The following is a 16,579-nucleotide window of genomic DNA, read 5'->3' as shown; positions in this document are numbered from 1 at the left end:
CAATCACCCTAGTCTGTTTTTCGAGAGTTAGTGATCGTTGTATGACTGAACAGGCACTTACGACTGATACGGTGTTAGAAGACGAACCGCTTCTTCCGCATGAAACACCCTGGGAAGAATTTATTCGAATTTTCAAGAAAGACCGCATGGCCGTTGCCGGTGGAATCATTTTGGCGTTTCTCCTCATTGCAGCGGTCGCGGGAAAGGTCTTGACAGAGTGGATAGTGGTGTTTGACGCCGAAGTCGTTCGGTTACCCGACAAGTTTCAGCCACCGTTTTCCCCTCCCTCGGCTGAAGTTGTGGCGCTACAAGAACAACCGGTGTTCGGGGTGTATGTCTTCGGGACCGATGAATTAGGGCGTGATGTGTTTTCTCGTATGCTGCAAGGCTCGTTTGTTTCGCTCTCGATTGGGTTTATCGCGGTGGGGATTTCCGTATTTATCGGTATTCTGTTCGGAGGATTGGCCGGTTACTACGGACAGGTCAAGTTATGGTTTATTTCCGTAGATACGCTCATCATGCGTTTTACCGATGTCATGCTGTGTTTCCCAACGTTCTTTTTGATTTTGACTGTCGTCGCCTTACTCCCTCCGAGCATTTACAATATTATGATTGTCATTGGGCTGACCAGTTGGATGGGAACCTGTCGATTCGTTCGAGCGGAGTTTCTTTCACTCCGTGAACAGGACTTTGTGACGGCAGCTCACGCTCTCGGGTTACCAGAAAAGCGCATTATTTTTAGGCACATGGTTCCTAATGCCATTGCGCCAGTCCTCGTGTCAGCGACGATTGGCGTTGCGACAGCCATCTTGACGGAATCGGCGCTCAGTTTTTTAGGCTTTGGGGTGCAGCCACCCTTTGCGACGTGGGGAAATATTCTATCCGGCGGAAAAGGATTTATTTTTGATGCACCATGGCTGTTCTTTATTCCGGGGATTGCCATATTTGTCGTCGTGTTGGCGTTTAATTTAGTCGGAGAAGGTCTCCGTGAAGCGATGAATCCTAAACTTCGAAGTCGCTAATGATTCCTATGCCTCAACCTCTTCTCGAATTAACCAATCTTTCGACCTCGTTCTTTAGCGACCAAGGAGAGATTCGGGCAGTTGAAGACGTGAGCTTTTCAATTCAACCGGGTGAGACTCTTGCGTTGGTCGGGGAATCAGGATGTGGCAAGTCAGTCACAGCCTTTTCCATCATGCGGTTGGTCGATAGGCCGGGACGCATTGTCGGTGGGAAAATTTTCTTTAAAGGACAAAATCTCCTGGATTTGCCGGAGCAGGGGATGCGCAAGATTCGTGGAAAGTCTATTGGCATGATTTTCCAAGAACCCATGACTTCGTTGAATCCCGTTTTTACGATTGGAAATCAGATCGGAGAAACGTTGCAGATTCACACCGATTTTTCCGCGAGTGAAATTCGAAAAGAAGTGCTCAAGTTGCTTGATAAGGTCCGCATTCCTTCACCTGAACGTCGTATCGATCAATATCCGCATGAAATGTCGGGAGGTATGAAGCAGCGAGTGATGATTGCCATGGCCTTAGCCTGTAAACCTGATTTGTTAATTGCTGATGAACCGACGACGGCCCTTGATGTCACGATACAGGCACAAATTTTGGATCTTCTAAAAAGTCTTCAAGAGGAAATGGGAATGGCGATTTTACTCATTACGCATAACTTAGGGGTGGTGGCACAGTTTTCCCAAAATGTAATCGTCATGTATGCGAGTAAGATTGCGGAGCGGGCGAGTGTCGCACAACTGTTCAAAAACCCTTCGCATCCCTATACCAAGGCCCTACTGAACTCCCTTCCACGACCTGGTGAGCGGGGGAAGCGGCTTGAGTCGATTCGAGGGACGGTGCCCTCCCCCTTGCAGTATCCGAAAGGGTGTCATTTTTCCACGAGATGTTTGGAAGTCTTAGAGCATTGCTCGGAACAACCACCACCGCTCATTCAAATTGAGTCCGGTCATGAGACATCATGTTGGCTGCATGCGTGAGCCATTCAGTGAAGCAAGGAAAAGTTGAAAGTGAAAAATTCTGATTGGGAACTTGGAATACAATTGTTATGACAGTCAGTCAACGTGGACTCCTGAATGACCAGCCGCTCCTTGAAGTCAACGGCCTGAAAAAGTATTTTCCAGTACGAAGCGGAGTATTTTCAAAGACGTCTGCATGGGTAAAAGCTGTCGATGATGTCAGTCTGACGATTCAAGAGAGTGAAACTCTTGGGCTAGTGGGTGAGTCGGGGTGTGGAAAAACGACTGTGGGACGAACGATTCTTCGTCTGATGGAACCAACAGCAGGGGAAGCGCTTTTCGAAGGGAAAAATATTTTCCATCTCGATTCGAAGGAGATGAGACAGGCTCGTCGACATATGCAGATTATCTTCCAAGATCCCTATAGTTCTTTGAACCCGCGAATGACTGTTGGATCGATTGTTGGCGAACCTCTGAAAATTCATGGCTTAGCCAAAGGCAAAGATTTGCAAGATCAAATCGACCAACTGCTGGTACGTGTTGGTCTTCGTCCAGAGCATCATTCACGCTATCCGCATGAGTTCTCTGGTGGACAACGGCAGCGAGTCGGCATTGCGAGAGCCCTAGCGTTACGTCCACGGTTTATTGTGTGCGACGAAGCCGTTTCGGCATTGGATGTCTCGATTCAGGCACAGATCATTAACTTACTCAAAGATCTTCAGCAGGAGTTTCAGCTCGCCTATTTATTTATTACCCATGATTTGAATGTTGTGGAATATCTCGCCCATCGGATTTCTGTGATGTATCTCGGAAAGTTAGCCGAAGTCGCTCCAACTGAAACCTTATTTCGTGATCCTAAGCATCCCTATACGCAAGCCCTCTTATCCGCGAATCCTATCCCAGATCCGTCACAGCGCGCTGAACGGATAGTTTTGGAAGGCGATGTGCCTTCTCCACTGAATCCTCCGTCTGGCTGTCGGTTTCACACCCGTTGTCCAGAAGTGATGGATGTGTGTAAGACGACTGAACCGCCGCTGATTCAAATTGGTCCTGCAGAACAAGGGCACCAGGTCTGGTGTCATTTGCATACGTAATTGTCCTCTAAATCATGTTAAAGTCCGGATGAGAGAGCTTTTCTTATCGCTTTCTTGTCAATTTTTTTATTCTTCTCGGTTGCTGCCCTCCTGGTGGGGCTCGTATAATCTTTGCTTCAGCTGTCCTTTTTTATCTGTGTGTTAGTTGGCGATGTATCAGAGAAGGAGCCTTAATAGATCATGACGAGTACAACAAAAAATCCCAAGCACTATCCATCGTTACGCAATTTACAATATTCGCCCCTCAAACAGGGAGAGGAACAATATATCCTGCTCTGGGATCCTTCCCGACTTTCTCAAGAAAAATTAGTCATCCCCTTAAACTTCTTTTTCTTGTTTCAATTTTTTGATGGAGAACATTCTTTGGAAGAAGTCGGTGCCGAGTATTTAAAGCAATATGGTGAGTTTCTGATGCCTGACAAGTTGACCCGACTGGTGGAAGATTTGGAGGATAAGCTTTTTCTTGAAGGAGAGCGATGTGAACAAGCGAAAGTGAACGCGATTGCGGCCTATCGGCAAACTCCTGTCAGAAAAGTCGTCTTTGCAGGAAAGAGCTATGAGGCCGACCCTGATGCTTTACGGCAACAATTGGATAGTTTTTTTGATTCAAAAGAGGGACCGGAAAAAAAGCCGTCAGATCATCAAGGAGAAAAAATCAAGGCGATGGTCGTTCCGAATTACGAACCGAAGGAAGCTGGCCCTATTTATGCCTGGGGGTATAAGGAATTGCGCGAGGCCGTGACGCCCGATGTCTTTATCGTGCTTGGAACGTGTCATTCTGACTTGGAGCATGGCATCGCCGTGACGGATAAGGATTTTGAGACGCCGCTAGGGGTCTTACCTGTCAATAAACCGATTCTTGAGCATTTTCGTGCCAATGGTGGGGCACAGTTTTTTGAAGAAGATATCCGACACGAACAGGAACATAGTATCGAATTCCAATTGCCGTTTTTGCAGCACACGATTGGAAGTCAGAGGCCAGTGACAATCGTGCCCGTTCTCTGCTCGTTTCCACCATCCACGTTAGCGGATGCTGAGCTGAAACCGCTCTTTGAAAAAATAGATGCCTTTTTAGTGTCGCTAAAAAGTTCGATCGCGGCGACGAGTCAAGAGGTGTGCGTCATTGGTAGCGCCAGTCTGGCCCATATCGGGTTGCGCTACGGCGACAATAAACCTCCGACAGACTTTTCATTTCATCGCTGTATGCAAACGGATTTAGAAATGCTGAAAAAAGTTGAAGAGATGAACCCCGAAGCGTTTGCGCAATTTATCTTAGAAGAAGGAGATGCGCGTCACATCATGGGCTTTTCGACTATTTTCCTATTGATGAAATTGATTCAGGCTGAGAAAGGGGAAGTTTTGCGGTATGATCGCGGTATCACCGATCAGTTTAACTCAACGGTGACGTATGCCAGTATCACGTTTTTTTGAAAAAACGTTGCTCGTATCTCGTGAAACGTCGCTCGTAAGATACTGAAGGACTTTTTCAACGAACTACGAGCAGTCGGATACGTTTTTTTATTCTTCTACTGTCATCGTCATCTCAATGGGCTCAAGTGGATTATCTCGATCGTCTGTGACGCCAGCGACGATTTGATCGATCACGGCCATGCCTCGAATGACTTTTCCAAACACGGTGTACATCCGGTCTAAACTTCCAGAATCTTCTACGCAAATAAAAAACTGTGAGCCATTGTCATTGATGTCACGAGTCCGATCTTCATTTCGTGGCATTTTGGCCATCGCGAGCGCACCTCGTCGATGCGGATAGTCACTCGTTTCCGGGGGAATGCTATAGCCAGGACCACCGGTGCCATGAAGGGCGCGATTGGGGTCTTTGCTGAGCGGGTCGCCTCCTTGAATCAGGAATCCCGGGATCACACGATGGAAGGTGGTGCCATCGTAAAACTTAATCTTGATCAGATTAATAAAATTTTCGATGTGCCGTGGGGCCGCATCAGGGAAAAAGCGAAGTTCAATGTTCCCAAGTTTGGTGTAGATGGTCGCTTTTGGGTTTTTTTTCTGGAATTGAAAATTAGGTGTATCCGACATAATGGAAAAGACTCTATCAAGTAATGGTGTAGCTCATCAAGGTAGAGGAAGTCTTAAGAGAGTGAATCTTAAAATGTACTGAATGAGGTTTCACGCAAGTGCTGTAGCGAATACAATTCATTTTCAGTTGAGACCTTAGCTCCGATCGCTGTGAATTACTGGCAGGGACTCATAAGTATCCGACGTTAGAGTCTGTTCTTTCCCTGAGGAATCAATTTGAGGTAGCCTTGGCTACGATTGTTGCGTACCTGCCAGGGAGCCGAATAGGCATTGAGCGTTGATCTCGGTTCTCCCCCTGACGCTTCGATTTGAGGTAGCCTTGGCTACGATTGTTGCGTACCTGCCAGGGAGCCGAATAGGCATTGAGCGTTGATCCCGGTTCTCCCCCTGACGCATCGATTTGAGGTAGCCTTGGCTACGATTGTTGCGTACCTGCCAGGGAGCCGAATAGGCATTGAGCGTTGATCCCGGTTCTCCCCCTGACGCATCGATTTGAGGTAGCCAAGGCAGGAAATATTTGAAAGGGCTATCGGCGTCGATTTACATTGGATAATAGCGTTTGAGGTTATTGATGGGTTTTTCAAGCAGATGCCATGATCCCATCGCAAGCAGAATCGATACCCCACTGAACAGGAATAAACGGATCCATTCATCATGATTGAAGACGTGAGGCAGTAGGGACATCAAGCCGATGCCGTTGAGGAGGTCAGGAACAAATAGGTGGATCACATACATTCCATAACTAATGCGACCGAGATAGATAAGGATGGGTTGATTGAGTACGAAACCTATTGGTCCAATAAATCCCTCTGCGGCTTTACCGATGATCCAGATAAACAATAATCCAGCTCCGAGTTCCCCTAGAACGAATTCAATGGACGATGGTGCATCAATAATTTTTGAAATCAATACGCTACTCAAGAGCAAGAACCCTATGCTGCAACTGATGATGAGTATTCGCTGTAGCTGAAACTTGTCGATTTCCACCTTGCGTGACAGAATCGCGAGGAGTGCGCCGATCCCGAGTGTGTCAAGGTGTGCTGGCATGAGCATACTTCCCTGGAAGTGTGTGAGCCCGATGCTGAGACAGAGCAGACGAAACAGTGGGCCGATGATGACCGCAACTAAGACGACAGAGAAAATGTAGGTTCTTGGGACAAACAGAATGACAAATGGCCAAAAGAGATAAAATTGCTCTTCAACAGCGAGTGTCCAGAAGTGATCAGCAATCGTGAACTCATTGTTAAGGGTAAAGTGAATATTCTGCAGATAGGCAAAGAACCACCATAGTTGGGAAGTGTTCGTTGCTGTAAAGACGAGGATAAGAAGGAGAGCAAGGTAATAGATCGGGGTGAGCCGTAAGAAGCGCCGTACATAAAAATGTATGAACAGTGTTGGGGTTGGTCGGCGAAAGGTTTCAACTTGATCTCTCCCATCAAGAAGGAGGCCGGTAATCAGAAACCCGCTCAAGACAAAAAACAGGCGGACCCCAAGGTCCCCAATTGGAATTGTTGTGCGAAAGAGGTTTTCTTCATCCAGGAAATGTTGCATAAATACCCCAAAGGCAGCCAATGCGCGCAGGCTGTCCAGTTGAGGTTTATATCCAGTCGCTAGAAAAGTTGTCATGTCCTTATCGTTATCCGTGTTTTGAGGCTACTGTTCGGCATCGCGGCGCTAGTGTAGCAGTTTGACGATCGTCTTGGCGGAGAATCGGTGTCAGGATCCTCACTGTGACCTTATATTTTTGATGTTTGCCGTAGACCATCTCCAGGTCGAATCAAAAACCATAACATTCCCCCAATAAACGCCAAGAGAGCCGCAGCTCCTAGTGCTGCGGCCCATCCAAACTGTTCAGCCAGCCAAGGTGTGAGAGTTGGTGATATGGTGCCACCGAGGTTTGCCCCGGTATTCATCATTCCAGAGAGTGTGCCCGCGTGTGCTTTCGAAAGGTCAGTTGTGGCTGCCCAAAAAGCGCCAACCGTGAAATACAGCCAACCGGCGCCGAGTGATAGCATGCCAATTGCCCAAAATGGGGTTTGACTATTCGCGCCAATCACGATTGAGAGTGAGGCGAGAATCATTCCGATTGCTCCAACGCTTGCTCGTCCGACGTTGAGTCCACGAGTCTGAGTTACTTTGTCCGTGACCCATCCTCCCCATGGACAGAAGATCGCCATGGCCAGGAATGGTGCTGACGCAAAGAACGCTCCGCGTAAGACATCAAAGCCACGGACATTCACGAGGTAAAGATAGAACCATGACATGTAGACATAGGCCACATAACCAAGGCATGTATAGCTCAGCACCAGCCACCATACTGTGGGGGTCCGAATAATGGCACTCCATGGAACCCTAGGGTTCTTTCCTGTAGGTACTGGTGCATCCTTTTGTGGTGAAGTTGGGTGGGAACTTGAATTGTGGGTTTTTTGGTGACCCTGTATTGTGGACTTTTCTATAAAGAGCGCCTCCCCTTCATTCACATGTCGATGTTGCCGTGGGTGATCTGTTGCATACCAATACCAGAGAAGCGCAATGCCGATTCCCAACGTTCCAGCCGCATAAAATGCAGTTTGCCATCCATAGTTGACCATAATCCAAGCGGTGACTGGTGGAGTGAGTGCTGAGCCGACTCCGATTCCTCCTATGGTAATGCCGATGCCCAGGCCGCGTTCATGAGGGGGATGCCAGTTGGCAACGGATCTGTTGAAGTTGGGGAGAGCCGCGGCTTCGCCGACACCAATGAGAAATCGGACGAGCATGAGAGAGCCAATGACACCGATGACGTTGGTTATTGAAAGAGTCGGGGCAAGTGCCGTGAGTGCCGTGAATATTGACCACCAAAGGACGGCAACTGTGAGAACGCGACGAGGCCCCCAGCGATCACCAAGCCATCCGCCTGGTATTTGGAAAACGGCATACCCAAGGACGAATGCTGAAAAAATCCATCCCATTTGCATATCGGTCAGCCCGAGGGCGGGCATCATCTGACGAGCCGTGACTGAGATATTGACTCGATCAATATAGGTGACGATGCTAATGAGAAGGAGAAGTCCAAGAATTTTCCATCGTGTTCGAGTTGGCGGTTCAGTGATTGTGTAAGAAGTCATCGTCGAGATTCGTCGTTAGAGAATACGGTTGGTCATCATGCATTGACGTTATGATGAAATTTCGCTAAGTAAAGAGATATGCGAATAGCCTGCGTGGGCGTTTTCGTGCCGAGGGTTATGATGATTGATGGTGATTCGTGAGTGATGACTTGGTGCTTGACCCTATGCATGCTCAGAAAGGAATAGAGAGGGACTTCGTGATCTTGCTGTATTCAGTGCTTTGATACAGGTGAAAGACTGGAGTTGGTCTTTCCAGGCCGTGGCATTGTATCACAGGCTTTCATCCTTTGGTCGCACCGTAGAATGTTTTTTGCGTTTTGAAAATCTTTTCTTGAAACACGTAGGCGGTCCATGGTAGATGGGAGCCACCTAAGAAGGCGAAAGGCCTCACTGCAAGTGACCATAGATGTATACGCACGAGGGGAATAAGTCGGCATAACCGTCATGGCTTATGGTCTTTCCTGATGTGCAGGAATTCAAGAGACGGTCTATCTGTCAATGATGCGGAGGGGGGAAGCCCTCTGTAAGGCTGAAGGGCGGCGATCACGATGCAACCTTCCAGATTGTCTGTCTTGCTGTCTGATTCTTATAGGATGCCAGCCTTGATGTTTCTTAGGCGATATCACGAATTTGTGAAACACTACACTAGGAGGGTTCGCTAATGGCAACGAAGGCCAAGCCCAAGTCGAAAGCCAAGCCCAAGTCAAAGGCTAAGTCATCCATGGGTCGAGTGAAGTCAACAACGAAATCTAAGAGTAAAGCGAAGACAAGCAAAAAGGCAGGATCAACAAAGCCTAAACGTCAGCCTGCCACGAAAAAGAAAGCCACCAAAAGCACCAAAACAACAAAAAAGCCTCAATTGGCCAAGAAAACCAAGACCACGAGTCTGAAAAAGTCATCAGCCAAAGTTGTACCCAAAAAGGCGACAAAAAAGAAACCGACAACCAAAACTGTGAAGAAAAAAGTTGTGAAAAAAATCGTCAAACCGTCGAAAATCGTAAAAAGCCAAACCAAGCCCAAAATGAAAAAGGTCACAACGAAATCCAATGTTTCGCCATCACCTCCAAAAACCAAAAGGAAGTCATCATCTGAGAAGTCTCGCTCCATCGAGTCAGTGAAGAAGCCTCCTCAATCAAAGGCGGTTCGCGAAAAAGTCGTTACGAAGAAAGGCAGGGAGGAGATTCTTACTGAAGAAGAGGTTGCGAAGTCTCCATTAGTCGCAGTTCTGAGTGCAGAAAGCACTTCATTGAGGCCGTTGAAATCGCCCAAAACGACCCTTGACACGGATTCTGATGTTGAAGTGGATGAACTCACGATAGAAGGTGCTGATGATGCCGATGATGATCTGGATGAATTGACTGATGATCTTGCAGACGAGTTTGTAGATGATGCTTTTCCCAGAGGACTAGATGACGAAAATGATGATGATCTGACCGATGATCTCTCTGATGAACTCGGAACCGAGAAATTTTTTCGCGATAACGATTCAGGTATGGAAGATGATGACGAAGATCTTTCGCGTTCCTGGTAAATCTCACCGTCTGCCCGAACAAGGGTGGCAAGGGTGGTGAGAACTGCATTCATTTGACCATTTGGTAATCATGAGACCGTAAAGGAGGATACATGTCTGAAGGGACTGGGTTGCTTCGAATTGGTGATCGCGCTCCAGATTTTAGCGCCGTCACCACTCATAGTTCAGATTTCAATTTTAGCGTGTGGCAGGAGCAAGATTGGATAGTTTTGTTTTCGCACCCGGCTGACTTTACTCCGGTTTGTACGACTGAAATATTGGAATTTGCGCGTCGGCATGAACAGTTTACTTCCAGACGGGCGAAACTCATCGGACTGAGTGTTGATAGTGTCCATTCCCACTTGGCGTGGCTTCAGAACATGAAAAATAAAATGGGTGTCCATATTCCATTTCCCATGATTGCGGATGTGGATATGAAGGTGTCCCAGCTGTATGGCATGATTCATCCTGATGCGAGTTCTACGGCCACGGTCCGTACGGTGTTTGTGATCGATCCGAAGCGAGTCATTCGAGCTCTGGTGTATTACCCTATGAATGTTGGGCGAAGTGTTGACGAAATTTTACGCCTGGTGACAGCGTTGCAGACAACCGAACGATTTTCCTGCGCAACGCCGGTCAATTGGCAAGATGGTGAGAAGGTCGTGGTTCCTCCTCCAAAAACCGTGAGTGATGTTGAAGAACGAATGAATCAATCTGACCTTGATCATCAAGACTTCTACCTTATGCTGAAAGATGTGAACGTCAAAACACCTTCGGAGTCTGAAGGCCAATCATCCTAAGGCATGGGCATGGTCACGTTCATCTGAGTTGTTTTTCATCTCCAACCGTTACAATCGTGATGGTCCACGCGTTTCGATCAAGGCGAGATACAAGTCCCTTCAGTACTCTTTAACCATGAAGATGAATGTCCGGCGTATTGAGTGAGGCGCTGGTTATCGTTTTCGTTCCCACTGGCTATGCCGATATCTGTCCAAGAAACATTCAACGCTTGGTGTGCTCGATCGTGAGGAGGCATCGTCTCCGGATTAGCCTAACACTCCAGTGTATCGTGATTGTTGGCGTGATCACTGCAAGCGTGGGAAGCGTGACCTTTGCAGTGTCCTGTGAAGTCCGCCAATCGTCTTCCACGGAACCTGAGATCTTTCGTCGACATCTCATTGGAACTTGTACTGCCGAGGAGCGCGAAAGGCTTGCTATTCATGCCGATTCCCTGTTTAAGGTACTGAAAGAGGGGAAGCAGGTTGATCTTCGCGGAGTGATGATCGTTGGTGATCTCATGTTGGACCAATTACCTCTTCAGCCTCTCAGCCCTGCCACTCTGCCGTCAGCTTCAGCTCAACAGGTCGTAGCTGAACGCCAGATTGAAGAAGGTCGGATTATTCAGCGGTCGGTTTCTGTTCATAATGCGGTCATTCAAGGCAACTGGGCAACGAATTTACGGCAAGGACTGGTCATCATACTGGGAGAGTTTTCTGTCACGGGGACGAGGTTCGAGCAGTCGGTAGATTTTTCACACACACTTTTTCTTCAGGGTCTGAATTTCTCAAACTCTGAGATACTGTATGAGGGATTTTTTGTTCGTGCGCACTTCGAAAAACCAGCATTATTTAACAAGGTCTTATTTGGGACACATTCTCGGTTTCATAAAGCCCAGTTCAAGCACGACGCTCACTTTATTGAAAGCCGGTTTACTGGATTGGCTGAATTTCTCGAGGTGATCTTTGAGCAAGGAGCGGATTTTACAAAGGTTCAATTTCAGATGGGAACAGGGTTCTCTGGAGCTCAATTTACTGGACCTGCGATTTTTTCAGAGTCGCTGTTTATACGAGAAGCGTTTTTTCGGTTTTCGAGGTTTGAACAGGATGCCGACTTTCAGGATGCCACATTTCAAAAGATCAGTGATTTTACCGACTCGTCGTTTGCTGCGCACACGAATTTTAATAATGTGGAATTTCTTATTCCTCCACAATTTTCTGGGACGATTTTTGAGGGAACAGGTCAAGGTGCTAATAAGCAAAAAAACGTAAGTGAAATTATTTCTGTTATCTTGGTTTTCTTAGGGTTTCTCTGTGTTCTTGCCTGGGGATTAAAGAAATGGCGACATTCTGTATGAGTATTTTACATTTTCCACAATATATAGAGAAGGGATTGATGGAGCCCACAAAAGATGGTATACCTTAAAGATCTCACAATGATTTTGACTGTTACGAGAAACGTACTCTATGGAAAGTCTACAAATTGATGAATCGCTAGATGATGCCTACAAAGTTCAACTTGATTCATTTAACGGGCCCCTTGATCTTCTTCTCCATCTTATCCGTAAACAAGAAATTAATATTTACGATATTCCAATTGCGCTAATTACGCAACAATACTTATCGTATATCAATTTACTGAAAAATCTGAATCTCTCATTTGCTGGAGAGTTTCTGGTTATGGCTGCCACGCTGCTTCAGATTAAATCTCGGCTCCTCCTTCCCAAAGATGAGACTCCTGCAGAAGATGAGGGGGAAGGCGAGGATCCTCGTGCGGAATTGGTCCGTCAGCTAGTCGAATATGAACAGTTCAAAGATGCGGCATTCCGTCTTTCTACTCAAGGGAAAATCTGGGGGGAAGCCTTTATTCGTGAGCCGGTTCCGGTGACTCAAGGTCATGAGCTCAGTTCAACTGACGATGACATCCTCTCTGAGGATCTCAGTTTATTTGATCTTGTCGGAGCCCTACAGCGGGTCTTAGATCGAGCGACACCTGGTCAAGTGTTTATCGATGTGACGAAAGAGTCTTTGTCTATCCAGGATAGAATTCATGCGATTCTCGAACGTTTCGAGGTTGAATCGTCAGCCACGTTTGAGGAATTATTTGAGCGTCTTGATTCACGTCCTCTGATCATTGTCACGTTTCTGGCTTTGTTAGAGCTCGTCCGCATGAATTTAGTACGCCTCTATCAAAGTGATATCTTTGGCCCAATCCGCGTATCTCGACATTTTGTTCCAGGCGATGGCAGCGCTGAGCCATCGGTGAGTTAGCTGGGAGAAAATGCCAGAAGATGATGGTCTGTTTGTATCGACAAGAAAAAATTGAGTGCTTTCTTGTAGAACTTGTTGAATGTTTCACGGAGGCTTAGGATGACAGTCAAAGCTTTACGTCAAGAAGATAGCATTGAATCAGAAGAGGGTGAATGTGTGGCAGACGAGCAGGGGCTTTCGATCTCAGATGGTCCGTCGATTGCCGTATTGAAGGAAGAGGAACTAAACGGGAATGGAACAGAGACGTCTGATCTCGCAGATCCAGAAATTAAAGGCATTCTTGAAGCCGTGTTGTTTGTGTCGCATGAGCCGGTCACGGTTGATAAATTAGCTTCGGTGTTAGAAGGAGTTCCAAAATCGAAAATTGTGGAAACTCTACGAGATTTACAGACAGACTATGAGAGTGAAGGACGAGGCCTGTGTCTTTCTGAAGTTGCTGGCGGATTTCTTTTGGCGACTCGACCGGATTGCGGGACGTACATTCGTCGTCTCTCGAAAACCAAATCCACTTCGAAACTTTCTCCATCAGCCCTTGAGGCCTTAGCGATTGTCAGTTATAAACAGCCCATTACTCGTTTGGATATTGAAAAAATACGAGGCGTTGAGACCTCTGGAGTACTCCGGACACTCCTTGACCAAAAGCTCGTACGAATTGTCGGACGTCAAGATGTTCCCGGGCGTCCAATTCTCTATGGAACGAGCAAGCAGTTTCTTCAGCGTTTTGGTCTGCGTGATCTCCGTGACCTTCCTCCACTTAAAGAAATTCAAGACCTTGGAAACCCCTCGACGTTAGCACTTCCGTTTGGTGATGACGAATTGCCTTCAGATGTCGCTTCCTCTGAAGGGAATGCTGACCTTCCCGCCTAGTCCCTCGACCGTGTACACTAAAGAATGTAAACACGGTGCATGATTCAGCTGTTTTTCTCAATCTCCTCTTTGTATAGGAGTTCTAACCTGGCTCGATGTCTCTCATTCTTCCTGACAAGAAATCCCCAGTTGTCCAAGATCTTCATCGACTTCTTGGTGGCGAGAAAGTCAAGAGCGATGTATCCACACTGAAAGCCTATGCGGTTGATGCCAGTATCTATCGACTGTCCCCAAAAGTCATTGCTCTACCCGAATCTGAAGAAGATATTGACCTGATTATGGATTACGCGGTCCGTCACGGTATTCCGCTCACGGCACGAGCAGCTGGGACCAATCTCACGGGATCAGCGATAGGGACGGGGATCATCCTCGATGTCTCCAAGATGAATAAGATTCTCGAAGTGAATCACGCTGAAAAGTGGGCACGCGTTCAACCGGGCATCGTGTTGGCTGAATTGAATAAACAACTCGTGACGTCGAATCTCATGTTTGGTCCTGATCCATCCAGCGGAGAGATGTGTAAACTCGGCGGTATGTTGGCAAACAATTCCTCTGGTCCACATACCCTCCGTTACGGGTCGGTCAAAGATAATGTGCAGGCGCTACGCGTTCGTTTGCCTCAAGAGGGTTGGTTGCACGCTCAATCTTATGAGTTCGGTGCTTTGGCTCTGTCTCAGATTTTTTCCGATCATCCTGCCATTCAATCTCTTGTTGATTTAGTCAAAGCCCATGCGCCACTGATTCAAGCCAAACGTCCTCATGTGAGTAAAAACAGTTCTGGATATAATCTGTTTGATTTGATTGATGGAATAGACCAAGGGGTGTGGGATTTACCAAAACTCTTTATCGGAAGTGAAGGCACGCTCGGGATTTTCAGTGAAGCGACGATACGATTAGTCGATCGACCAACCTCCACGGCCTCCGCCCTCATTCATTTTCAGTATTTAGAGGAAATGGGGGAGGCCGTTCCAGACTTGTTGACGCTTATGCCAAGTGCTCTCGAAGTCATGGATGCCAATACCCTCAACTTAATTGGCCGAGACACGTATGGAATTCCATCTGACTCCGCGGCCACACTACTTATCGAATTTGATCAAGGAGAAGATCCTCGGCGAAGTGAGCAACTTCTGAGCCTCTGTCGTGGATATCGCCTGTCAGCTGAGCCGGTGGTAGCATTTGATGGTGAAAAACAGCAGGAACTCTGGAAAGCTCGGAAAGCTCTGTATCCCACCTTATACCGCTATGATCAACGAAAAAAGCCTATTAATTTTGTGGATGACGTGGTGGTCTCAGCCGAACGAACCGCCGAGCTCATTCGTTACCTGGAAAAGTTTTTTGGAGAGCAAAATATTGCAGTTGCGGTCTTTGGTCATATTGGTGATGGTAACGCTCATATCCTCCCCTTATTGGATCTTAACGATCCAAATGATTTTCAAGGGATGGTGAAGGCGCATCGCGAGGTTCATCAGGTGGTTCTTGAAAATTTTTCAGGGTCTATTTGTGGAGAGCATGGAGATGGCCGCATTCGAGCGGAAATGGTTCGTCCGATGTTTGGTGAGGAATTGTATCAGGTATTTGTTGAGGTGAAGCAGATGCTTGATCCAACTGGAGTCATGAATCCAGGGGTCAAGATTAGCAATGAATCGTTTACTGAGCATATTGACTACGAGCGTCTTGCCAAACCTTGTGCGACCTGTGCCAAGTGTAACGCCGTGTGTCCCGTGTATGATGTCTTTCAATCTGAAGATATGAGTTCTCGTGGATGGTTCGAAATTGTCACGGCCAAGGATTATCGTTATCTGGATTCAAAGCGTGTAGTCGAGGCCTGTTTGAATTGCAAGTCATGTCGGACCGTGTGTCCGGCTGACGTCGATGTATCTGACTTGATCTTGCAGCGTCGTGCAGAACATCCCAATCGACTCATGGGTTGGGTCTTTGCCCTACATGCTCGTCCCAGGCTCTTTGAACCTTTACTCAAAATGGCTGCACATACCCAAGAGATCTGGGATCAACCGACGGTGAGAGGTGTTCTTGAGCGCCTCACTCGTCCAATCCTTCGCCGACTTGCTCCGAATGCCAAAATTCCTCAAGATCTTATATTGCCCCGATTAGCGAAACGTACGTTGCGTGATCGGTACTTCGAGCTTTGTCAGGAGCCTGAGAAGAGTAACTCCAAGGTGGCCTATTTTCACGGATGTGCTGCGAATTATTTTGATGATGGTGTGGGTGATGCGGTCATTGGTGTCTTACGTAAGCAAGGTCTTGAGCCGGCATTGCCTGTTCAGCGTTGCTCAGGAACACCCATTGAAACATATGGTCATCGTGAGTTAGTCAAAGATGGCGCTCGAGAAAATATTGCCAATTTGGCCTCGTATGAGACAGTCGTCACGGGCTGTGCCTCCTGTACGCTCAGCTTAAAAGACTATGCTCGGTTATTTAAAGGTGAACCTGAAGAAGCGCTTGCGAGGCAACTCGCTAAACGTGTGAAACATATTTCTGAATTGGCAGGAAATAACCAACTGGTTGAGGTGAAGGGCAGAACGACGTCATTGTCCCAAAGTGAGGGGATAGAAAAAGTGACGTATCATTCTTCTTGTCATTTACGGGCCGCTGGCGTGACGAAAGCTCCACGCGAGGCATTGTCGAATTTACCAGGTATGCAGTTCGTTGAAATGCAAGATGCTGATCGCTGTGCCGGAGGAGCAGGAACGTATATTGTCAAGGATTATGAGACTTCACAAAAAATTTTCGAGCGTAAGCGGAATGCGATTCTTGCTAGCGGTGCTCAAACCGTGGCTACCAGCTGTCCGGCTTGCATGATTCAGTTGAAAAATGGGCTGAGGGGTACCGTATCCGTTAAGCATATTGCTGAATTGCTCAACGAAGCGCAAGAATAACAATTGTGTCTTGAGAGGGATTCGTGCTTA

Annotated in this window: 13 protein-coding genes; 10 read left to right on the top strand and 3 right to left on the bottom strand. The window is 47.2% G+C overall.

Features of this window, described 5'->3' with window-relative positions:
- Positions 1-41: 41 nt before the first annotated feature.
- The 4 genes from ACWQXP_RS08055 to amrB all read left to right on the top strand — a co-directional run bounded on the left by ACWQXP_RS08055 (position 42) and on the right by amrB (position 4,500).
- Complete coding sequence (locus ACWQXP_RS08055; protein WP_454062309.1) at positions 42-1,022, top strand: ABC transporter permease; 981 nt, start codon at positions 42-44, stop codon at positions 1,020-1,022.
- 8 nt (positions 1,023-1,030) lie between these two features.
- Positions 1,031-1,996: an ABC transporter ATP-binding protein gene (locus tag ACWQXP_RS08050; RefSeq protein ID WP_454062308.1), complete on the top strand. Its 966-nt coding sequence runs from the start codon at positions 1,031-1,033 to the stop codon at positions 1,994-1,996.
- 68 nt (positions 1,997-2,064) lie between these two features.
- Entirely contained in the window at positions 2,065-3,069 is a 1,005-nt protein-coding gene (locus tag ACWQXP_RS08045; protein WP_454062307.1) for an ABC transporter ATP-binding protein, read from the top strand.
- A 180-nt stretch (positions 3,070-3,249) separates the two neighbouring features.
- Complete coding sequence (amrB, locus tag ACWQXP_RS08040; protein WP_454062306.1) at positions 3,250-4,500, top strand: AmmeMemoRadiSam system protein B; 1,251 nt, start codon at positions 3,250-3,252, stop codon at positions 4,498-4,500.
- An 87-nt stretch (positions 4,501-4,587) separates the two neighbouring features.
- Here amrB and ACWQXP_RS08035 read toward each other — a convergent pair whose 3' ends face one another.
- The 3 genes from ACWQXP_RS08035 to ACWQXP_RS08025 form a co-directional block, all read right to left on the bottom strand.
- On the bottom strand, positions 4,588-5,121 hold the full coding sequence (locus ACWQXP_RS08035; RefSeq protein WP_454062305.1) for a peptidylprolyl isomerase: 534 nt from the start codon (positions 5,119-5,121) through the stop codon (positions 4,588-4,590).
- Between the two features lie 540 nt (positions 5,122-5,661).
- Complete coding sequence (locus tag ACWQXP_RS08030) at positions 5,662-6,747, bottom strand: acyltransferase family protein (protein WP_454062304.1); 1,086 nt, start codon at positions 6,745-6,747, stop codon at positions 5,662-5,664.
- 110 nt (positions 6,748-6,857) lie between these two features.
- Positions 6,858-8,228, bottom strand: coding sequence for an MFS transporter (locus ACWQXP_RS08025; RefSeq protein ID WP_454062303.1), 1,371 nt, complete (start codon positions 8,226-8,228; stop codon positions 6,858-6,860).
- A gap of 661 nt (positions 8,229-8,889) precedes the next feature.
- Between ACWQXP_RS08025 and ACWQXP_RS08020 the strand changes: the two genes are divergently transcribed.
- The 6 genes from ACWQXP_RS08020 to ACWQXP_RS07995 all read left to right on the top strand — a co-directional run bounded on the left by ACWQXP_RS08020 (position 8,890) and on the right by ACWQXP_RS07995 (position 16,549).
- Positions 8,890-9,759, top strand: coding sequence for a hypothetical protein (locus ACWQXP_RS08020; RefSeq protein WP_454062302.1), 870 nt, complete (start codon positions 8,890-8,892; stop codon positions 9,757-9,759).
- 92 nt (positions 9,760-9,851) lie between these two features.
- Complete coding sequence (locus ACWQXP_RS08015) at positions 9,852-10,538, top strand: peroxiredoxin (protein WP_454062301.1); 687 nt, start codon at positions 9,852-9,854, stop codon at positions 10,536-10,538.
- A 125-nt stretch (positions 10,539-10,663) separates the two neighbouring features.
- Positions 10,664-11,872, top strand: coding sequence for a pentapeptide repeat-containing protein (locus ACWQXP_RS08010; RefSeq protein WP_454062300.1), 1,209 nt, complete (start codon positions 10,664-10,666; stop codon positions 11,870-11,872).
- A gap of 109 nt (positions 11,873-11,981) precedes the next feature.
- Positions 11,982-12,785: a segregation and condensation protein A gene (locus ACWQXP_RS08005; protein ID WP_454062299.1), complete on the top strand. Its 804-nt coding sequence runs from the start codon at positions 11,982-11,984 to the stop codon at positions 12,783-12,785.
- Positions 12,786-12,884: 99 nt separating this feature from the next.
- Positions 12,885-13,652 carry an SMC-Scp complex subunit ScpB gene (gene scpB / locus ACWQXP_RS08000; protein WP_454062298.1) on the top strand — a complete coding sequence of 256 codons (768 nt, stop codon included), beginning with the start codon at positions 12,885-12,887 and terminating at the stop codon, positions 13,650-13,652.
- 95 nt (positions 13,653-13,747) lie between these two features.
- Positions 13,748-16,549, top strand: coding sequence for an FAD-binding and (Fe-S)-binding domain-containing protein (locus ACWQXP_RS07995; protein ID WP_454062297.1), 2,802 nt, complete (start codon positions 13,748-13,750; stop codon positions 16,547-16,549).
- The last annotated feature ends 30 nt before the right edge of the window (positions 16,550-16,579 follow it).

The sequence above is a fragment of the Candidatus Nitrospira salsa genome (genome assembly GCF_965152625.1).
This window is presented reverse-complemented; position numbering and strand designations above follow the sequence as displayed.